Here is a 19,348-nt window from a genome sequence, read left to right on the forward strand (position 1 = left end):
GATGAAGCCCGGCGCTATTCCTCGACCAGCAACACCCCGCCCTTCCCCATCTGCTTCTCCAACTCCGCGCGCACCCGCGGCCGCGCATTGCGCAGCACCAGGCTGCGGCCCTCGCTGGCCAGTCGGCGGGCTTCCTGCTGGAGCATCTGCGCACCGGCGAAATCGATGAAGTTGACGTGGTGGGCGTCCAGCACCAGGCGTTCGCCGCGGCTGTGTTGCATCAGTTTCTGCAGATAGTCGCAGGCGCCGAAGAAGATCGAACCCTCGATGCGCAGCACCTCTTCATTCTCGCCCTCCCACTGCTGTACACGTGGCTGCGAGGTGCGCTTGAGGTAGAAGAACAGCGAGGCGAGCACGCCGGCGTAGATGGCGTTCTGCAGCGGCAGCAGCAGGGTCGCGGCGAGGGTCAGCAGCATCACCAGGGATTCGGCGCGGCTGCCTTTCCACAGGGCGCGCAGCGCCGGGCGATCAACCAGGTTCCAGCAGATCAGCAGGATGCCGGCCGCCATCGCCGGCAGCGGGATATGGGTGATCAATCCGGCACCTGCCACGGCCAGCAGCGCTACCCACAGGGCCGAGAAGACCCCGGCCAGTGGCGTGCGTGCGCCGGCATCCTGGTTCAGCCCGGAGCGGGTGAAGGAACCGGCGGACAGCGTGCCCGACAGCCAAGGGCCGATCAGGTTGGAGAGCCCCTGGGCGCGCACTTCCTGGTTGGCATCCAGCGCCTGGTGCGAGCGCGCGGCCAGCGCGCGGGCTATGGACAGGCTGGTGACCAGCCCGAGCATGCCGCAGGCCACGGCGGCGGGGAGCAACTGGGCGATCGCCGACAGATCGAACGGCAACGGGCTGAGTGGCGGCAGTGCGCTGCGGAAGGCGGCCACCCTGGCGACGCCGGCAAAGGTCGCCGGCATCGCCCAGACCAGCGTGCTGGCGCCGATCAGGCCGACCAGCAGCGCCGGTCCGCGCCGCCACAGGCGTTTCATCAGCAGGCTCAGTGCGAGGCTGATCAGGCCGACCAGCAACGAAGGCCCATGGAACTGCGGCAGCTTCCACCACAGCGCGGCAGCACTGGTCAGCGCCGTGCCCTGCCCGCTCGTGGTGATCCCGAGCAGATAGGGCAACTGGCCAATGACGATCACCAGCGCGGCGCCGCAGGTAAAGCCCAGCAGCACCGAGTGCGAAACGAAGTTCACCAGCACGCCGAATCGCAGCATGCCCAGCAGCCATTGGAACAGACCGGCGAGGAAGGTCAGCAGTAGCGCGTACTGGATGAACTGCGCGCTGCCCGTCGGCGCCAGCGGGGCGATGGCGGTGAACAGCACCACCGAAATCGCCGCCGTCGGCCCGCCGACCATGTGCTTCGACGAGCCCCACAGGCAGGCGATCAGCACCGGCAGCATCGCTGCGTACAAGCCGTACTCCGCCGGCAGCCCGGCGATCAATGCATAGGCCATGGATTGCGGCAGGGCGAGCACTGCACCGGAAAGGCCGACGCCCAGGTCACGGCGCACATCGCGCCCCGTGACCTGCGGCAGCCAGGCAATGAAGGGCAACAGGCGGATCAGACGTTCCATCGAAGGCCTACAGCTTGGCCTTCACGGCGGCCAGCGCGTCACCGCCGTCGCGGGTCTTCACGCCTTCAAGCCAGGTGTCGAGGCTCTGCGGATTGGCCTTGATCCAGGCCTTCACCGCGTCGGGGTTCTTCATATTCTTCTCCAGCACCTGGGCCATGATGGCGTTCTCCATCTTCAGGTCGAAGGACAGGTTCGCCAGCAGCTTGCCGCTGTTCGGGCACTGCTCGGCGTAGCCGTTGCGCGTCACGGTGAACACGCTGCCGGTGCTGCCGAAGTACTTCTCGCCGCCGCTAAGGTACTTCATGTCGACCTTCACGTTCATCGGGTGCGGCGTCCAACCGAGGAAGACGATCCAGCGCTCGCGCTTCACCGCGCGGCCCACCTCGGCGAGCATCGCCTGCTCGCTGGACTCGACCAGCTTCCAGTCGCCCAGGCCGAATTCGTCGCCGCTGATCATCTTCCGGATCGACTGGTTGGCCGGCGCGCCGGAGCCGATGCCGTAGACCTTCCTGTTGAACTGGTCGGCGTACTTGTCGAGATCGGCGAAGGTCTTCACCCCGGCGTCCCACACATAGGTCGGCACGGCGAGCGTGAACTCGGTGCCCTGCAGGTTTTTCGCCAGCTGGGTGACCTGTTTGCTGGCGATGAACTGGTCGTAGAAGCCCTGCTGCGCCGGCATCCAGTTGCCGAGGAAGGCGTCCACCTGGCCGTCGCGCAGGCCGCCGTAGGTGATGGGCACCGAGAGGGTGTCGATCTTCACCTTGTAGCCCAGGCCTTCGAGCAGGAAAGCGGCGATGCCGTTGGTGACGGCGATGTCGGTCCAGCCAGGATCGGCCAGCTTCACCGTACTGCAGGCTTCATCTTCGGCCCGGGCCAGCGGGCCGCCCAGCGCGAGTGCGCCAGCCAGCAACAGCGTCGATGCTCTTCGTACGGTGTTCTTCATGCTCCCTTCCCCTTCGGCTTGTTGTGCTTGTTGTCACGGTTGCGGATAGCGGGCGCGGCGCTCCAGATCGTCAAGGTCGATGTGGTTGCGCATGTACTGCTGGCTGGCGTCGACCATGGGCTGGTGGTCCCAGCTCTTGAGCGAGCCGTGGGTCAGCGCATCGGCCACCAGGCGACGACGACGCTGGCTGGCCAGCACTTGCCGGGTGATGGCCGGGACATCCCAGCGCGCGCGGGCTTCACCCAGCAGGTCACGCACCAGGTTGACGTGGGCGGGCGAATCGACGAGGTTTTCCAGCTCGCGCGGGTCGTTCTTCAGGTCGAACAGCAGGCACGGGTCCTGCTCGGAATAGACGAACTTGAAGTCGCCGCGGCGGATCATCATCAGCGGGCTGACGGTGCCTTCGGCGGTGTATTCGCCGATCACTTCGTCGTGGCCGCCGGTGCCCTGCAAGTGCGGCAGCAGCGAGCGGCCATCGAGGTTGATGCCGGGTTCGACCTGTCCGCCGGCCAGTTCGACGAGGGTTGGCAGCAGGTCGACGGTGGACACCGACTGGCTGACCCGGCGCGGGGCGAAGCGCCTGGGCGCGTGCACCAGCAGCGGCACGCGGGCGGCCATCTCGAACCAGTGCATCTTGTACCAGAGGCCGCGCTCGCCAAGCATGTCGCCGTGGTCGCCGGAGAAGACGATCAGGGTGTCATCGCCCAGGCCGCAATCCTCCAGGGTGCGCAACAGCGCGCCGATCTGAGCGTCGACATAGCTGCACGCGCCGAAGTAGGCACGTCGCGCGGCGCGGACTTTCTCTTCGGGCATTTCCTGGCCCCACAGGTCGATCACCTTCAGCAGCCGCTGGGAGTGCGGGTCCTGCTCGCCCTGGGCGATCTGCACGGCAGGCAGCGGGATGTCCTCGTCGCGGTACAGGTCCCAATACTCGTGCGGGATGGTGTAGGGGTCGTGCGGATGGGTCATGGACACGGTCAGGCAGAACGGCTGCTCGGAGTGTTCGCGCACGTGGTCGTAGAGGTACTGGCGCGCCTTGAACACCACCTCTTCGTCGAAGTCGAGCTGGTTGGTGCGCACGCACGGGCCGGCCTGCAGCACCGAGGACATGTTGTGGTACCAGCTTGGGCGCACGTCCGGCTCGTCCCAGTTCACCGCCCAGCCGTAGTCGGCCGGGTAGATGTCGCTGGTCAGGCGTTCCTCGTAGCCGTGCAGCTGATCCGGGCCGCAGAAGTGCATCTTGCCCGACAGCGCGGTGCGGTAGCCCAGGCGGCGCAGGTAGTGCGCGTAGGTGGGGATGTCGGCAGCGAAGTCGGCGGCGTTGTCCCAGGCACCGATCTTCGTCGGCAGCTGGCCGCTGACCAGGGTGAAGCGCGACGGCGCGCAGAGCGGGCTGTTGCAGTAGGCCGAGTCGAACACCACGCCTTCGCCGGCGAGGCGCGAGAGGTTGGGTAGCTTGATCGGCGACTGGGCGTCGTAGAAGGGCAGGAGCGGCGCGGCCATCTGGTCGGCCATGATGAAGAGGATGTTCGGGCGCTGGCGCTTCATGGCGGTGGGCTTATCCTGTTGGCGCTGTTATGGGATGCTGTGCTTTTGCAGAGCTGCATCGAGTCTGTTTCCAGCTGAACCGGGGGTAAACCGCATGGTGCGACATGCTTCGGATAACACGTGCTTATGTGAGAGCCGGGCATGAGCGTGCCCCTTGAGCTGCTGCGTGTGTTCGAGTCCGCGGCCCGTCTGCTGAGCTTCACCGCCGCCGCCGGCGAGCTGGGCACCACCCAGCCGGCGGTCAGCCAGCAGATCAAGCGCCTGGAGAAGCTGCTGGCAGTGCGCCTGTTCGACCGCATCCACCGCGGCATCGCGCTCACCGAAAGCGGGCAGGTCCTGCAACAGCATGTTCAGGCCGGCCTGGAAAGCATCGACGCCGGTGTTGCGGCGGTCACTGCGAAGCATCCCCACGAAGTGCTGCAGGTCGCCACGGACTTCGCCTTCGCCGCCTACTGGCTGATGCCGCGCCTGCCGCGCTTCCGCCAGGCACACCCGGAGCTGGATGTCGGCCTGATCAGCAGTGATCGCAGCCCGATTTCCCTGCGCAGCGATATCGATGTCGCCATTGCCTTCGGTGACGGGCGCTTCAAGCATGGCGAAGCGCTGCGGCTGTTCAGCGAGGAAGTGTTCCCGGTGTGCAGCCCGCGCCTGGTGGCAGGCCGCGAACTGCCGCTGTCGCCCCAGGCGCTCACGGCCTTGCCGACGCTGCACCTGAAACCCGAAGCCTCCAGTCGGTGGTTCGACTGGACCGGTGTCTATCGCGAACTGGCCATCGACTCGGCGCCGGGCCCGGCCGGGTTGCGCTTCGACAACTACACCCTGCTGATCCAGGCGGCCATCGCCGGGCAGGGCGTGGCCATCGGCTGGCGGCACCTGGTCGACGAACTGCTGGAACAGGGGTTACTGTGCCGGCCCATCGCCGGGTCGCTGCAATCGCGATTCGGCTATTACGCCGTGCTGCCCGAACGCAAACGGCGCATGCGCCTGGTGCAGCGCTTCGTCGACTGGCTGCAGGCGGAACTGGAGCAGGACCGATGAACGACACCCCGATCAAGGATTTCCACGCCCACGTCTATTTCGACGCGAGCAGCCTCGCGCGCGCCCGCGCCCTGTGCGAAGAGGCGGCGCGGCGCTTCGGCGCGAAGATGGGCCGGGTGCACGAGCGCCCGGTGGGGCCGCATCCGGACTGGAGCTGCCAGCTGGCCTTCGACAACGCCACCTTCGCCACCCTGGTGCCGTGGCTGGCGCTGAATCGCGATGGACTGGTGATCTTCATCCATCCCAACACCGGCGATGACCTGCGCGACCACCGCGACCACGGCCTGTGGATGGGCGAAGTGCGCCCGCTGGACCTCTCGCAGTTCACGAGCTGACACGTTTTTGCATTCGATAATAATTCTCGATTCGGTGTATGCTGCCGTCCCTTCGCATCGGTCTGACAGACGTTGGCCGGTTTTTCGGGGTATTTCGGCCATCATGCGGCGCTTCGCCTCCTCCTCCCTGCTGCAGAGCTTCCAGGCGCATTACGCGGACCTGATGCGCTTCCTTGCGCGGCGGTTGGGCGATAACCAGCGCGCGGCAGACGTGGCCCAGGACACCTGGTTGCGCCTGGCCGACCACCCTGCCGAAGCCGAAGTCCAGGACCCGCGCGCCTACCTGTTCCGCGTCGCCGGCAACATCGCCATCGACAACCTGCGCCGCGAGGGCCGGCTGGCCGAGTTGCATGTCGATGAAGCCGCCGCGGATGACCTCAGCGATCCCGCGTCCGGGCTGGAGCACCGCCTGCTCGCCCATGAGGCGCTGGAGCACCTAGACGCCGCCCTCGACCAATTGCCCGCCAATGCCCGCCAGGCGTTGCTGATGAACCGCCTCGACGGCCTCACCCACACGCAGATCGCCCAGCGCCTGGGCGTTTCCGAGAGCATGGTGGGCAAGTACATCGTCCAGGCCATGCGCCATTGCCGCGACTGGGCGCAGCGCCAGGGAGACGCGCCATGAGCCGCGTCGAACAGAACCTGCTGGGCGATGAAGCCATCGAGCGCCTGGTGCAGCTGCATTCGGGCAGTGCCGGTGCTGGAGAACGCATGGAGTTCCTGCGCTGGCGCGGGCAGAGCCCGGAACACGAGCGTGCCGCCCGCGAGGCCGAGGCGCTGTGGGGGGCCTTGCCGGAAACCCGCCACGCCGAGGATTACCGCCGCCGCGCCCGGCGCCCGCGTCGCTGGCTGGCGCTGGCCGCTGCCGCCTGTGTCGCGGCAGTCGCCGTCACCATCGCACTGCCCGAGCCGCTGGCCGGGCTGTATTCCGACTACGCGACCCGCACGGGTGAGCGGCGGATGCTGCAGCTGGCTGATGGCAGCCGCGTGTGGCTGAACAGCGACAGCGCCTTGTCCGTCGACTTCAGCCCGCAGCAGCGGCGCCTGCGCCTGCACACCGGCGAAGCCTTGTTCGAGGTGGCGAAGGATGCCGCGCGGCCCTTCATCGTCGAGGCCAGGGGCGGCGAGGTGCGCGCCGTGGGTACGCGCTTCGACGTGGACAGCCGCGGGCCGCAGGTGCGCGTCGACGTGACCGAAGGCGTGGTGCAGGTGAACAGCGCCGGCAGCGCGCCGGTGCGGCTGTCCGCCGGCGAGCGCCTGAGCTACCGCGAGCGCACCGCGCCCGAGCCGGCGCAGCCGCTGGACCTGTCCAGCGCCAGTGCCTGGCAGCGCGGCAAGCTGATCTTCAACCAGCGCCCGCTGGGCGAGGTGCTCGACGAGCTGGAGCGCTACGTGCCCGGCCGCATCGTGCTGACCGACAGCGCGCTGCGCCAGCACAAGGTCAGCGGTGTGTTCGATCTCAAGGACCCGGATGCGCTGCTCAAGACCCTGGAGCGCTTGCAGCCGGTGAAGGTCACCCATCTGCCGTGGCTGGTACTGATTCGCCCCGCCCCGAACGCCTGACCGTTTTTTGTAGGAGCGAGCTTGCTCGCGAACCGCCCAATCTCGGAGCTGCCGGGAAATTCGTTCGCGAGCAAGCTCGCTCCTGCAAAGGACGCCTTGCCCTATGCCGGGCAGAGCCGTAGGGCGAATAACGCCCAGGCGTTATCCGCCGTCCTCACCGTACCGGCGGATGAATCGTTCCGCTTCATCCGCCCTACGAGAGTCCACGTGGGTTTCGATGCTTTGCGCAAGAAAATGAAAATATTTTTCATTCAGCACTGCAAGGTTTGCATGACCGTTTCGTCGTAGGCAGGAACGCGAAAAATTCTCAATACGCGACCCTGCCCACACAAGAACGGATTTCACCCGCATGCATTACCGTCCTTCTCCGCTGCACCGCGCGATCCTGCTCGCTTCCCTGCTCGGCGCCGCCGCGCCCGTCGTCCATGCCGCGAACGCTGCCGCCGTCGAGCTGCATATCGCCCCGCGCAGCCTGGACAGCGCGCTGACCCAGTTCGCCGACCAGGCCGGGCTGCACCTGCTGTTCAACTCCGAGGACATCCAGGGCCTGCAGAGCGAAGGGCTGGACGGTACCTACACCACCGAGGAAGCGCTCAACCAACTGCTTTCCGGCAGCGGCGTGAGCTGGCGCTTCACCGACGAGCGCACTGTGCTGCTCAAGCGCGAGAAGGACGATTCCGCCGCCCTGAGCCTGGCGCCGATGCAGATCAGCGTGGCGGCGCGCACGCCCACCGATATCAGCTCGATCCCCGGCACCGTCTGGGTGGTCGACCAGACCCAGCTGCGTGAACAGCTCGATACCGGCGTCAGCCTGAAGGAGGCCGTGGGAAAGCTGGTTCCCGGTCTTGACCTGGCGCCCGAGGGCCGCACCAACTACGGCCAGAACATGCGCGGGCGCAACGTGCTGGTGATGATCGACGGCGTCAGCCAGAACAGCTCGCGCGGCCTGTCGCGCCAGTTCGACAGCATCTCGCCGTTCAACGTCGAGCGCATCGAGGTGCTCTCCGGCGCCAGCGCGATCTACGGCGGCGGCGCCACCGGTGGCATCATCAACATCATCACCAAGAAGGGCGCGGCCGGTGATGCGCGCTTCGAAACCCAGCTGGGCGCCACCAGCGGCTTCAACAACAGCGATGACCTGTCCACTCGCGCCGCGCAGTCCGTCAGCGGCGGCAATGACCGCGTGGCCGGCCGCCTGGGGATTTCAGCGGAGAAGAACGAGGCCTTCTACGACGGCGGCGGCAACCAGATCTTCATCGACAACACCCAGACCGACCTGCAGTACAACCGCACCGTCGACGTGATGGGCAACCTGACCACGCAGTTCACCGACGAGCAGAGCCTCGACCTGCTGGCGCAGTACTACGATTCGGGCAACGACGGCAGCACCGGCATCTACTTTCCCAACCTGAAGTACCAGGGCCCGTCGAACCTGGAAGATGCGGAAATCCGCAGCGGCCTGGACACCGACCTGGAGCCGCGCTCGCGCCGCGTGCTGCTCAACGCCAACTACCACCACAGCAACCTGCTGGAGCAGGACTTCTACCTGCAGGCGTACTACCGCAAGGAAGACGACAACTTCTATCCGTTCCCCTACTACAACACCGGCAAGCCGACCGGCTCCAAGGGTGTGTATTTCGCCGGCTCGCAGCAGAACTTCGAGGTCAGCGGCCTGAAGGGCCTGTTCAGCAAGCAGTGGGATGCGTTGAAGTTCACCTACGGCGTGGACCTCGACCACGAGCGCTTCAACGCCGAGCAGAAGGTCTTCGACCAGCGACTGTCCTCCGAGAGCGGCGGCCTGGACCTGGAAACCGCCAGCAGCGCGCCGCGCTACCCGAGCTACATCGTCGATGGCCTGTCCTTCTACGGCCAGCTGGACTGGAAGGCCACCGACAACCTGACCCTCTCCGGCGGCGCGCGCCACCAGAAGATGGACGTCGAGGTGGACGACTTCAAAGGCGTGCCCGGCGGTAGCAACGACTATCAGGTCAACCTGTTCAACCTCGGCGCGATCTACGACTTCAAGAACGGCCATCAGGTCTGGACCAACTACAGCGAAGGCTTCGACCTGCCCGACCCGGCCAAGTACTACGGCAAGGCTGGCCTGTCGGTGGACGACAACCCGCTGGCTGGCATCAAGAGCCGCCAGGTCGAGACCGGCTGGCGCTACAGCGACATGCAGTGGCAGGCCCAGGCGGCGGTCTACTACATCTGGTCGGACAAGATCATCACCACCGACGCGGCGACCCTGACCATCGACGTGGAAGACCAGAAGAGCCGCGACTTCGGCTTCGAGGGCGCGGTCACCCGTTACTTCGACAACGGCTGGCAGGGCGGCACCACGCTGCACCTGGTGCGTTCGGAAGAAGAGGATGCCGATGGTGACTGGATCAAGCGCGATGCGCGCTACGCGTCGCTGTCCAAGTCCACCGCGTTCGTCGGCTGGGGCGATGGTGAGCGCAGTGCCCGCCTGCAGGCCCAGCACGCGTTCAACCTGAAGGACGATGCGGACCACGAGATCGACGGCTACACCACCTTCGACCTGATGGGCGAGCAGAAGACCGGCTTCGGCACCTTCAGCGCCGGTATCCAGAACCTGCTGGACAAGCAGTACAGCACCGTCTGGGGCCAGCGCGCCGCGCTGTTCTATTCGCCGACCTACGGGCCGGCCTATCTCTATGACTACCAGGGCCGTGGCCGCACGTTCACCCTGGGGTGGAGCCTGGAGTACTGAAGGGCCTGAAAGCTCTCTACCTAAAAAGACTCAGGCCACCTTTCCGGTGGCCTGATCGAGTGTTTCCACTATGCCGCCGCTGAGACTTCGGCAGTGGCACAAGAGCACCTCGCCGAGCAGCTGCAATGAGGGCGTGGCGAAGTAGTCCAGCAGGGCGTCTTCGTCTTTCCAGCTGCCTTGCAGCAGCCACGGCTGGCCGTTCTCACGGGCGACCAACTGGCAGCGCAGGCACCCCGGCGCGCGGCGGGCGCCGTCGACCAGGTTGTCGATCAGGGCGCCGAGTTCCGCCTCGTGCCCCGCCCGGGGGTGGATCTGCAATTCGTGTTCGATGGGGGTTTGCCAGTGCATGTCCTGTCCTCCGCGTTACAGGAAGAAGTCCGAGGTGGCTCCTCGGACGACTGACAGCAAGAGTACGGCCCCGCCAGCCCCGGGCGTTATCCGGATGCTGTCGGCTTCTTGCCTGATCCTGCGGCAGGTTCGCCGACCTGTGTAACAGGTCGTTTCCAGGCCATGCACCGCCGCGGTGCGCGCGTGAATGGCGCTGCGGCTTGTCCATTCCTGCCGATTGCTTGCCTGATCCTCCAGCGGCTGCCTTACTGTCACACTCGCGCACGCGTCGCGGGCGTAAGCTTCGAGCGCCGCCACTGGAGGTCCTGTGCATGTCCCAGTCCGTTCCCGCCTACGATCCCATTGCCGCCGGCCGCCAGGAGCTGGCCGACATCATCCAGCGCCACTGCCAGGGTGAAGGCGTCTTCGAGACCGCCATCGATTCCCTGCTGGTCGGTCGCAGCGACTGCCCCCACGAGGGCCGCATGCCGACCCTCTATCGCCCCGCCCTGTGCGTGATTGCCCAGGGCTGCAAGGAAGTGCGCCTGGGCAGCGAGGTGTATCGCTACGACGAACTCAACCTGCTGGTGGTGTCGGTGACGCTGCCAGTTTCCGGCCAGGTGATCGAGGCCTCGCCGGAGAAGCCCTACCTGTCGACCCGCCTGGACATCGACCCCGGCGAGCTGACCCGGTTGATCGCCGAGGCCGGCCTCGCCGGCAGTGCGCCGCGCCCGGCCAGCCGGGGCATCTACCTGCAACGCCTGGACTGCACCGTGCTCGACGCGCTGCTGCGCCTGATGCGCCTGCTGGATACCCCGCGCGACATCGAGATGCTCGCGCCGCTGTTCGTCCGCGAAATCCTCTACCGCCTGCTGCGCGGCCCGCAGGGCCACCTGCTGCACGACCTGGCGATGACCGACAGCCAGACCCACCGCGTCACCCGCGCCATCGAGTGGCTCAACCGCAACTACGACAAGTCCCTGCGCATCGAGGACCTGGCCCGCGAGGTGAACCTCAGCGTGTCCACCTTGCACCACCGCTTCAAGGAAGTGACTGCGCTGAGCCCGTTGCAGTACCAGAAGCAGCTGCGCCTGCAGGAAGCGCGGCGGCTGCTGCTCTCCGAAGGGCTGGAAGTGGCAGTGGCCGGGCATCGCGTCGGCTACGAGAGCCCGTCGCAGTTCAGCCGCGAATACAGCCGCCTGTTCGGCGCGCCGCCGCTGCGCGACCTGGCGAGCCTGCGCGGGGCGTTGGACAGCGAGGCCGTGCCGGCCTGAATTGGTAGGAGCGAGCTGGCTCGCGAACAATTTCGCCGGCAGCTCCGATGCTGGGCGGGTTCGCGAGCAAGCTCGCTCCTACAGGGGCTGGCTGTCCGGAAGGCGCCGGGCCAGGCAATCAGCGCTCGTAAAGCTCCAACGGCAAGTCATCCGGATCGGCGAAGAAGGTGAAGCGCTTGCCGGTCAGCTCGTCCTCGCGGATCGGCTCGCAGGCCACGCCGTGGCTCTGCAGGTGGGCCACGGCGCTCTCCAGGTCATCCACGGCGAACGCCAGGTGGCGCAGTCCCTGCGCCTCGGGGTAGGACGGTCGCGCTGGTGCCCCGGGGAAGGAGAACAGCTCCAGCCGCGCATCGCCCAGCTCCAGGTCGAGCTTCCAGGAGTCACGCGCCGTGCGGTAGGTTTCGGCGGCCACCTTCAGCCCCAGCACCTGGGTGTAGAAGTGCTTGGAGCGCGGGTAGTCCGAGCAGATCAGGGCGACGTGGTGGAGGCTGTGCAGCAGGGTCATGGCGTGGGCTTCCCGGACGGTCTGAGCGTTCTATCCTGACAGCCGTCCCCTGCGGGTCAATGCTGGCGCTGTGAAGTCGGTCGCCAACGGCGCTGGAGTGATGGCAGTGCGCCTGCTAGCATCCCGCCGCCACCCCCACAATCACGGTCGACAGGACGTCCCCCGTACGGCCGCACTTGAAAGGAATCAGCATGAAGAAGACCGCCCTGGCCATCGCCATCCCCGTTGCCATCGTCGGCGCTGCCGTTGCCGGCGCCTGGTACACCGGCAGCCGTGTCGAGCAGGAAGTGAACCGCGGCATCACCGAAGCCAACGAACTGTTCCAGCAGGAAGCTCCCGGCCTGGGCGCACACCTGACCCTGGTGGACATCCAGCGCGGGCTGTTCTCCAGCACCGCGCGCTACAACCTCTCCTTCACCGGCAAGGAAGGCGAAGAGCCGCAGATCCTGGTGTTCACCGATCGCCTCGAACACGGCCCCTTCCCGGCCTCGCGCCTGGCAGCAGGCAAGCTCGCGCCGGTCATGGCGCAGAGCCATTTCGCCCTGGAGCAGAACGAACTCACCGCTCCGCTGTTCACCGCCGCTGGCGGCAAGGCTCCGCTGTTCGGCGAGCTGACCATCCATTACGACCAGAAGCAGGAAGGCGCCGTCGAGACCGCGGCCCTGGAATTCGCCAAGGACAGCGACAAGCTGCGCCTGTCCCCGGCCAAGATCACCTTCAACGTCTCCGGCGACAAGAAGGACGTCAGCGCCGTGGGCAACCTCGCCGAGGTCGACCTGGACTTCACCGACGAGAACACCGGCCAGCCGGCGCGCGTACAGCTGCGCGACCTGGGCATGCAGGGTGACAAGAAGGAAAACGCCAACGGCTTTGCCCTCGGCCCCAGCTCCGCCACCATCAAGAGCCTGAACATCAAGTCGCCGGGCGCGCCGGAAGTCGAGTTGCGCGACGCCGTGGTCGAAGAGACCCTCAAGCAGGGCGGCAAGGGCCTCGACCAGAGCGTTTCCTACCGCGTCGGCAAGGTTGTGGTGCAGGGCCAGGAAATCGGCGGCGTGAAGCTGGACCTGAGCCTGCGCAACCTTGACGAGGGCGTGCTCAAGACCTTCAAGGAGTCCTACAACAAGATGGCCCTGGACAGCCTGGAAAGCACCGAGCTGACCCCGGCGCAGGAAGAGGAACTCAAGCGTCTGGGCCTGGCCCTGCTGGAAGGCTCGCCGGTGCTGTCGCTGGACGAGCTGTCCCTGCAGACCAGCCACGGCGTAGCCAAGGCTTCGCTGTCGGTCGACCTGCGCAAGCCCAACGCTGCGGCCGCTACGCCGGACGAGATGGCGCGCAGCATCCTCGCCGCGCTCAAGGCTGACCTGAAGGTGGACAAGGCGGTGATCGGCGACATCGTCGCGCTGCAGGGCTCGCTCGGTGGCGAGGCTGCCGGCAGCGTCGACCCGGTGGCGCTCAAGCAGCAATCCGACGCCATGACCGACCTGTTCAGCGGCATGGCCCTGAACTCGCAGTGGGCCGTGCTCGATGGCAACGCCCTGTCCAGCTCGCTGGCCTACGCCAACGACCAGGTGAAGTTCAACGGCAAGGACATGAGCGTGCCGGAATTCATGGCCTTCGCCATGGGCTCCGCGCAGGGTCTTGGCCTGGGCGGTGGCGCTGCTGCCGGTGCCGAGGAAGAGCCGCAGGAAGAAAGCGTGGAGTAAGCCGCGCCTGAAACAAAAAAAGCCCGGCATTCGCCGGGCTTTTTCATGCTTCCTGTAGGAGCGAGCTTGCTCGCGAACCTTCCCAGCATCGGAGCTGCCGGCAATAACTGTTCGCGAGCAAGCTCACTCCTACAAAAGAGCAGTCTTCAGCGAGCGTTGCGCACACCTTCGGCCAGCTGACGGCACAGGCCGAGTACGCCCTGCACCGCATCGGCGGAGCTGGTGGCCTCGGCGATCTTGTCGATCAGCGCCGAACCCACCACCACGCCATCGGCCAGGCGGGCGATGCTCGCCGCGTGTTCGGCGGTGCGAATGCCGAAGCCGATCGATACCGGCAGGTCGGTGTGGCGGCGCAGGCGCGCCACGGCTTCCTCGACATGTTCCAGGGTCGCCGCGCCGGCGCCGGTCACGCCGGCCACCGAGACGTAATAGACGAAGCCGGAGCTGCCCTCGAGCACGGTGGGCAGGCGCTTGTCGTCGGTGGTCGGAGTGGTCAGGCGGATGAAGTCGATGCCCGCGGCCTGGGCCGGGTGGCAGAGGTCTTCGTTGTGCTCCGGCGGCAGGTCCACGACGATCAGGCCGTCGACGCCGGCTTCCTTCGCGTCGGCGATGAACTTGTCCACGCCGTAGTAGTGGATCGGGTTGAAGTAACCCATCAGCACCAGCGGGGTGGTGTCGTTGCCGGCGCGGAATTCGCGGACCATCTTCAGGGTCTTGGCCAGATTCTGGCCGTTGCCCAGGGCGCGGATGTTCGCCAGCTGGATCGCCGGGCCGTCGGCCATCGGATCGGTGAACGGCATGCCCAGTTCGATCACGTCGGCACCGGCTTCGGGCAGGCCCTTGAGGATGTCCAGCGAGGTCGAGTAGCCCGGGTCGCCGGCGGTGATGAAGGTCACCAGGGCAGCGCGGTTCTGCTGTTTCAGTTCGGCGAAGCGGGTCTGCAGGCGGCTCATGCTTGCGGCTCCTGTTGCATGTGGTGCATGACGGTCTGCATGTCCTTGTCGCCACGACCGGACAGGTTCACCACCATGATGTGGTCCTTGGGCAGGTTCGGCGCGCGCTTGAAGACTTCGGCCAGGGCGTGGGAGGACTCCAGCGCCGGGATGATGCCTTCCAGGCGGCAGCACTGGTGGAACGCGTCGAGGGCTTCGTGATCGGTGATTGAGGTGTACTCGACGCGGCCGATGTCATGCAGCCACGCGTGTTCCGGGCCGATGCCGGGGTAGTCCAGGCCGGCGGAAATGGAGTGCGCGTCGATGATCTGGCCGTCCTCGTCCTGCAGCAGGAAGGTCCGGTTGCCGTGCAGCACGCCCGGTACGCCGCCGTTCAGGCTGGCCGCGTGCTTGCCGGTCTCGATGCCGTGGCCGGCTGCTTCGACGCCAATGATCTTGACGCTGGTGTCATCGAGGAACGGGTGGAACAGGCCCATGGCGTTGGAGCCGCCGCCGATGCAGGCGACCAGCGAATCGGGCAGGCGCCCTTCCTTCTCGGCCAGTTGCTCGCGGGTTTCCTTGCCGATTACCGCCTGGAAGTCGCGGACCATCGCCGGGTACGGGTGCGGGCCCGCTACGGTGCCGATCAGGTAGAAGGTGCTGTCGACGTTGGTCACCCAGTCGCGCAGCGCTTCGTTCATCGCGTCCTTCAGGGTGCCGGTGCCGGCGGTGACCGGGATCACCTCGGCGCCCAGCAGCTTCATGCGGAACACGTTGGCCTGCTGGCGATCGATGTCGGTGGTGCCCATGTAGATCACGCATTGCAGGCCGAAGCGCGCGGCTACGGTGGCGGTGGCCACGCCGTGCATGCCGGCGCCGGTCTCGGCGATGATGCGCTGCTTGCCCATGCGCTTGGCCAGCAGGATCTGGCCGATGCAGTTGTTGATCTTGTGCGCGCCGGTGTGGTTCAGCTCTTCGCGCTTGAGGTAGATCTTCGCGCCGCCACAGTGCTCGGTCAGGCGCTCGGCGAAGTACAGCGGGCTCGGACGGCCGACGTAGTCGCGCTGGAAGTAGGCCAGTTCCTTGAGGAATTCCGGATCGTCCTTGGCCTTCTCGTACTCGCGGGCCAGGTCGTGGATCAGCGGCATCAGGGTCTCGGCGACGTACTGGCCGCCGAAGCTGCCGAACAGGCCCTTGGCGTCTGGACCGGTGCGCAGTGTGGACATGGGAAGGCTCCTTTGGATTCGTTGCGGGCGCCGAGGCATCCGCCGCGGGGGATGACGTAGGGCGCATAACGCGCCAGCGTTATCCGCCACACGGGACCGACGGATAACCTGTTCCAGGTTATGCGCCCTACGGTTCGATCCGTGCGGCAGGCTGGGCTGCCTCTACAAGTGGTGCTCAGGATACGGCTGTGTGGTGACAGGGAAAAGCGATAAGATCGCCATGACATGTCAGAAAAAATCACAGGTTGAATGCCATGAGCCGTGACCTTCCGCCCCTCAACGCGCTGCGCGCCTTCGAAGCCGCCGCCCGCCTGCGCGGTGTGAGCGCAGCGGCGGATGAGCTGAGTGTCACCCATGGGGCGATCAGCCGGCAGATCCGCCTGCTGGAGGAAGAACTGGGCGTTGCGCTGTTCGTCAAGGAGGGGCGCGGCGTAAAACTCACCGATGCCGGCGTGCGCCTGAGTGAAGTGGCCAGCGATTCGTTCGAGCGCCTGCGCAGCGTTTGCGCCGAGCTACGCAGGCGGGCTGGCGGTGACGCGCCGTTCGTTCTCGGCTGCCCCGGCAGTTTGCTCGCCCGCTGGTTCATCCCGCGCCTGGATCGCCTGAACCGTGACCTGCCGGACCTGCGCCTGCAGCTCTCGGCCAGCGATGGCGACCTCGATCCGCGCCGTGGCGGCCTCGACGCCACCCTGTGCTTCGCCGCGCCGCCGTGGCCGGCAGACATGCGCGTGCTGGAACTGGCGGTGGAAAGCATCGGCCCGGTGCTCAGCCCGCGTTCGGCTCGCTTCGAACAGCTTCGTGCGGCACCTGCCGAGGCGTTGCTGGGCGAGTCTCTGCTGCACACCGTCTCGCGCCCGCAGGCCTGGCCGGAGTGGGCCGCGCGCCACGGCCTGGAGCCAGCGCGGCTGAAGCTGGGGCAGGGTTTCGAGCACCTCTACTACCTGCTGGAAGCCGCGGTGGCCGGGCTGGGCGTGGCCATCGCGCCACAGCAGCTGGTGGCCGACGATCTTGCCGCCGGCCGCCTTGCCGCGCCCTGGGGCTTCGTCGAAACCACCGCGCGGCTGGCGCTGTGGGTGCCCGAGCGGCGCGCTGATCCGCGTGCCGAGCGCCTGGCGCGTTGGCTGCGCCAGGAACTGGGTTGAGCGCGCCTCAGAGCTCCGGCGTGTACTTCACGCTGAACATCAGGTTGCGCGGGTCGCCGAAGTTGTTGGCGCCATCGGCCGCGGCGTAGCCGGGCAGGTAATAGCGCTTGTCGAACAGGTTGTTCGCGTTCACCGCGAGGTCGATTTCGCGGCTCAGGCGGTAGCCCAGGCGCGCGCTCCAGACGGTGAAACCGGGGATGTCGAACTCACGGTCGAAGCTCACGGTGTGGCTCTGGGTGACGAAACCGAGGCCGGTGCTCACGCGGTTCCAGTCGCCCGGCAACTGGTAGTCGGCCCACATCCGCAGCATGTGCTTGGGCGTCCACTGGCTGAATACGCGGCCCTTGTTCTCCGGGTCGTCGAGGAACTTGGTGGTGTTGTAGGTGTAGCCGGCGAAGAGTTGCAGGTCGCGCAGCACCTCGCCGCTCACCTCGGCCTCGATGCCCTGGCTGCGCACCTTGCCGGAGGCGGTGGAGCAGTACCAGCCGTCGCAGGCGTAGCCGGAGGATTCGTCGAGCACGGCGCGGTTCTTCTGGTCGTAGCGGAACAGCGCCAGCGAGGTGTTCACCCGGCTATCCAGCAGCTCGCCCTTCAGGCCTACCTCGTAGTTGCTGCCGATCACCGGCTCGAGCATCTTCTGCTGCGCGTCGCGCGCGCTCTGCGGTTCGAACACGTCGGTGTAGCTGGCGTAGGCCGACCACTCCGGTGTCAGCGCGTAGACCAGGCCGAAGTACGGCGTGACTTCGCCGGTCTCGGTCATGCTGTCGGTGTAGTCGTCGTCCGGCAGGTTGTAGGCGTAGTCGTACCAGCTCACGCGGCCACCGACGACGGCGGTTAGCGGTTCGGCGAGCTTCACCCGCCAGCTGCTGTACAGGCCCTTCTGGCGGATGTCGTAGTCGGCGTTGGTGGAGCGTCCGCCCGGCGAGGAGAGGATGTCGTCCAGGCTCGGCTTGGGGCGGTGGTGATCGATATCGAAGATGTTGCCGCCGGGGACGAAGCGCCGTGCGTAGAAGTCGTCCGTGGTGTACTTGGTGTAGTTGCCGCCCACGATCAGTTCCTGCTCCAGCGAGAACGCCTCGAATTTGCCGTCGAGGTACATGTCCAGGCCGATCCTGGTGGACTCGAAGTTGGTGATCCAGTCGGCGAAGTCGAGGCCGCTGCCATCGGGCTGCACATCTCCGTGCATGCGCTGGTGGATCGAGTCGTTGTGCTCGCGCATGCGCACGGCGGCGGCTTTGAATTTCCAATTGTCATCGAAGCGGTGGGTCAGATCGGCGTAGACGGTGGTCTGCTCGACGTCGTTGCTGTTCCAGGTCGCGCCGCTGTAAGTGGAGCGCGAAAAGCCTATGTCGCTGCCGTCCGGGTAGCGCGGCAGGCCGCGCATCATTGGACGCGAGTCGAGGTCGGAATCGCTGAAGCCGATGCCGACCGTGGTGTCCGGGCTCAGGTCGAAGTCCAGCGCGCCATACAGCGAGGTGGTCTTGCTCCACACGTAGTCGGTGAAGGAGTGCGTGTCGTCCTGGTCGGCCACCATGCGCCCGCGAAGCGTGCCGCTGTCGTTCAACGGGCCGCCGACGTCGGCCTGCAGGCCGTAGTGATCCCACGAACCGGCCTTGCCGGTGAAGGTGGCGGTGGGCGTGTTCTGCCCGCGCTTGCGCACCAGGTTGATGGCGCCGCCGGGGCTGCCCGCACCCTGCAGCAGGCCGGAGGCGCCGCGGAGGATTTCCACGCGGTCGAAGAACACCAGGTCCTGGTTCGCCCAGTTGCCCAGCACATAGGTGTTGCGCGGGACCGGCACGCCGTCGTACTGCCAGTCGTCGATCTGGAAACCGCGCGAGGAAATCACCATGCCCGGGCCGATACCGGTGGCGCCGACCAGCCCTGTGCTGTGGTTGACCGCGTCGCGCAGGTCGGTGATGTCCTGGTCGTCGAGTTGCTTGCGGGTGATCACGCTGACCGACTGGGGAATGTCCTTGAGCTTGTGCTCACCCTTGCCGATGGTGGTGGCACGCGCGGCGTAGGAGCCGCTGCCTTCGGTAGTGGCGTCCAGGCCCTGGCCGGTCACCGTGGTGCTGTCCAGTTCCAGGGCGCCGTCGGTCGGGGCTGCTTCCACGCTGAAAGCGCCGCTGGCGGTGACCTTCAGGCGCAGGTTGCTAGCGGACAGGGCCTTTTCCAGCGCCTGTTCCACGCTCAGTTCGCCCTGGACGGCGGGTGCATGCTGGTCGCGCACGAGCGCAGGGTCCAGCGAGATCACCTCGCCGCTTTGCCGGGCGATGGCGTTCAGCGTGGTGGCGAGACTCGCGGCGGGCAGCTCGAAGTGCAGCCGGGCGGGCTCGGCGGCGAGCAGGCAGGGAGCGTTGGCCACCAGCACGAAGGCGGTGGCAAGGGCGCGGGGCCAGGGTGAGGACACAGCAAACTCCTGAGAATTATTCGTATTCAGGAGCTAGGTGCGCCGAGACGGAAAATCCGGACAGGCGCTGCCGAAATATTTTTCCAGGGCAGCG

Annotated in this window: 17 protein-coding genes; 9 read left to right on the forward strand and 8 right to left on the reverse strand. The window is 66.6% G+C overall.

Annotated features, from left to right (window positions below):
* Positions 1–14 precede the first annotated feature (14 nt).
* From RS899_RS27210 to betC, 3 genes are read right to left on the reverse strand one after another with little or no spacing between them, the layout of a single operon-like run.
* Entirely contained in the window at positions 15–1,574 is a 1,560-nt protein-coding gene (locus RS899_RS27210; RefSeq protein WP_315808501.1) for a SulP family inorganic anion transporter, read from the reverse strand.
* 7 nt (positions 1,575–1,581) lie between these two features.
* The gene (locus RS899_RS27215; RefSeq protein ID WP_315808502.1) at positions 1,582–2,517 is read right to left on the reverse strand and encodes a choline ABC transporter substrate-binding protein; all 936 of its coding nucleotides are present in this window, start codon (positions 2,515–2,517) and stop codon (positions 1,582–1,584) included.
* A 33-nt stretch (positions 2,518–2,550) separates the two neighbouring features.
* A complete protein-coding gene (gene betC, locus RS899_RS27220) occupies positions 2,551–4,065 on the reverse strand; it encodes a choline-sulfatase (RefSeq protein WP_315808503.1) in 1,515 nt (504 codons plus the stop codon).
* Positions 4,066–4,206: 141 nt separating this feature from the next.
* Here betC and RS899_RS27225 point away from each other — a divergent pair, with 141 nt between their 5' ends.
* The 6 genes from RS899_RS27225 (at position 4,207) to RS899_RS27250 (ending at position 9,735) form a co-directional block, all read left to right on the forward strand.
* The gene (locus RS899_RS27225) at positions 4,207–5,103 is read left to right on the forward strand and encodes a choline sulfate utilization transcriptional regulator (RefSeq protein WP_315808504.1); all 897 of its coding nucleotides are present in this window, start codon (positions 4,207–4,209) and stop codon (positions 5,101–5,103) included.
* Positions 5,100–5,438 carry a DOPA 4,5-dioxygenase family protein gene (locus RS899_RS27230; RefSeq protein WP_054907550.1) on the forward strand — a complete coding sequence of 113 codons (339 nt, stop codon included), beginning with the start codon at positions 5,100–5,102 and terminating at the stop codon, positions 5,436–5,438. Before RS899_RS27225 ends, RS899_RS27230 begins: the two co-directional genes overlap by 4 nt.
* Before the next feature lie 103 nt (positions 5,439–5,541).
* Positions 5,542–6,063 (forward strand): sigma-70 family RNA polymerase sigma factor, encoded by a 522-nt coding sequence (locus RS899_RS27235; protein WP_315808505.1) that lies wholly within the window; start codon positions 5,542–5,544, stop codon positions 6,061–6,063.
* Complete coding sequence (locus RS899_RS27240; protein WP_315808506.1) at positions 6,060–7,001, forward strand: FecR family protein; 942 nt, start codon at positions 6,060–6,062, stop codon at positions 6,999–7,001. Before RS899_RS27235 ends, RS899_RS27240 begins: the two co-directional genes overlap by 4 nt.
* 21 nt (positions 7,002–7,022) lie before the next feature.
* The gene (locus RS899_RS27245; protein ID WP_315808507.1) at positions 7,023–7,289 is read left to right on the forward strand and encodes a hypothetical protein; all 267 of its coding nucleotides are present in this window, start codon (positions 7,023–7,025) and stop codon (positions 7,287–7,289) included.
* A 61-nt stretch (positions 7,290–7,350) separates the two neighbouring features.
* Positions 7,351–9,735: a TonB-dependent receptor gene (locus RS899_RS27250; protein ID WP_315808508.1), complete on the forward strand. Its 2,385-nt coding sequence runs from the start codon at positions 7,351–7,353 to the stop codon at positions 9,733–9,735.
* 30 nt (positions 9,736–9,765) lie between these two features.
* On the opposite strand, the gene RS899_RS27255 is transcribed toward RS899_RS27250, so the two are convergent.
* Positions 9,766–10,083: a putative quinol monooxygenase gene (locus RS899_RS27255; protein ID WP_169935286.1), complete on the reverse strand. Its 318-nt coding sequence runs from the start codon at positions 10,081–10,083 to the stop codon at positions 9,766–9,768.
* 311 nt (positions 10,084–10,394) lie between these two features.
* On the opposite strand from RS899_RS27255, the gene RS899_RS27260 reads away from it, so the two are divergent.
* Complete coding sequence (locus tag RS899_RS27260; protein WP_315808509.1) at positions 10,395–11,336, forward strand: AraC family transcriptional regulator; 942 nt, start codon at positions 10,395–10,397, stop codon at positions 11,334–11,336.
* A gap of 118 nt (positions 11,337–11,454) precedes the next feature.
* On the opposite strand, the gene gloA2 is transcribed toward RS899_RS27260, so the two are convergent.
* Entirely contained in the window at positions 11,455–11,841 is a 387-nt protein-coding gene (gene gloA2, locus RS899_RS27265) for an SMU1112c/YaeR family gloxylase I-like metalloprotein (RefSeq protein ID WP_054907545.1), read from the reverse strand.
* Positions 11,842–12,032: 191 nt separating this feature from the next.
* Between gloA2 and RS899_RS27270 the strand changes: the two genes are divergently transcribed.
* The gene (locus tag RS899_RS27270; RefSeq protein ID WP_054907544.1) at positions 12,033–13,544 is read left to right on the forward strand and encodes a YdgA family protein; all 1,512 of its coding nucleotides are present in this window, start codon (positions 12,033–12,035) and stop codon (positions 13,542–13,544) included.
* Between the two features lie 146 nt (positions 13,545–13,690).
* Here the strand turns inward: RS899_RS27270 and trpA are convergent, their stop codons facing one another.
* Positions 13,691–14,497, reverse strand: a complete 807-nt coding sequence (gene trpA, locus RS899_RS27275) for a tryptophan synthase subunit alpha (RefSeq protein WP_054907543.1) — start codon at positions 14,495–14,497, stop codon at positions 13,691–13,693.
* Positions 14,494–15,702, reverse strand: a complete 1,209-nt coding sequence (trpB, locus tag RS899_RS27280; protein ID WP_054907542.1) for a tryptophan synthase subunit beta — start codon at positions 15,700–15,702, stop codon at positions 14,494–14,496. The genes trpA and trpB overlap by 4 nt, the downstream gene beginning before the upstream one ends.
* A 254-nt stretch (positions 15,703–15,956) precedes the next feature.
* On the opposite strand from trpB, the gene RS899_RS27285 reads away from it, so the two are divergent.
* On the forward strand, positions 15,957–16,844 hold the full coding sequence (locus RS899_RS27285; protein ID WP_315808510.1) for a LysR family transcriptional regulator: 888 nt from the start codon (positions 15,957–15,959) through the stop codon (positions 16,842–16,844).
* Between the two features lie 7 nt (positions 16,845–16,851).
* On the opposite strand, the gene RS899_RS27290 is transcribed toward RS899_RS27285, so the two are convergent.
* Positions 16,852–19,254: a TonB-dependent siderophore receptor gene (locus RS899_RS27290; protein ID WP_315808511.1), complete on the reverse strand. Its 2,403-nt coding sequence runs from the start codon at positions 19,252–19,254 to the stop codon at positions 16,852–16,854.
* Between the last annotated feature and the right edge of the window lie 94 nt (positions 19,255–19,348).

This window comes from Pseudomonas sp. C9-3, assembly GCF_032392015.1.
GTDB classification, from domain to species: Bacteria; Pseudomonadota; Gammaproteobacteria; order Pseudomonadales; family Pseudomonadaceae; genus Pseudomonas; species Pseudomonas nitroreducens.

Coding starts and splice junctions, on each gene's coding strand:
- RS899_RS27230 (WP_054907550.1), top strand. CDS start 5,100: ATGAACGACACCCCGATCAAGGATTTCCACGCCCACGTCTATTTCGAC.
- RS899_RS27235 (WP_315808505.1), top strand. CDS start 5,542: ATGCGGCGCTTCGCCTCCTCCTCCCTGCTGCAGAGCTTCCAGGCGCAT.
- RS899_RS27215 (WP_315808502.1), bottom strand. CDS start 2,517: ATGAAGAACACCGTACGAAGAGCATCGACGCTGTTGCTGGCTGGCGCA.
- RS899_RS27240 (WP_315808506.1), top strand. CDS start 6,060: ATGAGCCGCGTCGAACAGAACCTGCTGGGCGATGAAGCCATCGAGCGC.
- betC (WP_315808503.1), bottom strand. CDS start 4,065: ATGAAGCGCCAGCGCCCGAACATCCTCTTCATCATGGCCGACCAGATG.
- RS899_RS27285 (WP_315808510.1), top strand. CDS start 15,957: ATGAGCCGTGACCTTCCGCCCCTCAACGCGCTGCGCGCCTTCGAAGCC.
- RS899_RS27225 (WP_315808504.1), top strand. CDS start 4,207: ATGAGCGTGCCCCTTGAGCTGCTGCGTGTGTTCGAGTCCGCGGCCCGT.
- RS899_RS27210 (WP_315808501.1), bottom strand. CDS start 1,574: ATGGAACGTCTGATCCGCCTGTTGCCCTTCATTGCCTGGCTGCCGCAG.
- trpB (WP_054907542.1), bottom strand. CDS start 15,702: ATGTCCACACTGCGCACCGGTCCAGACGCCAAGGGCCTGTTCGGCAGC.
- RS899_RS27270 (WP_054907544.1), top strand. CDS start 12,033: ATGAAGAAGACCGCCCTGGCCATCGCCATCCCCGTTGCCATCGTCGGC.
- gloA2 (WP_054907545.1), bottom strand. CDS start 11,841: ATGACCCTGCTGCACAGCCTCCACCACGTCGCCCTGATCTGCTCGGAC.
- trpA (WP_054907543.1), bottom strand. CDS start 14,497: ATGAGCCGCCTGCAGACCCGCTTCGCCGAACTGAAACAGCAGAACCGC.
- RS899_RS27255 (WP_169935286.1), bottom strand. CDS start 10,083: ATGCACTGGCAAACCCCCATCGAACACGAATTGCAGATCCACCCCCGG.
- RS899_RS27260 (WP_315808509.1), top strand. CDS start 10,395: ATGTCCCAGTCCGTTCCCGCCTACGATCCCATTGCCGCCGGCCGCCAG.
- RS899_RS27250 (WP_315808508.1), top strand. CDS start 7,351: ATGCATTACCGTCCTTCTCCGCTGCACCGCGCGATCCTGCTCGCTTCC.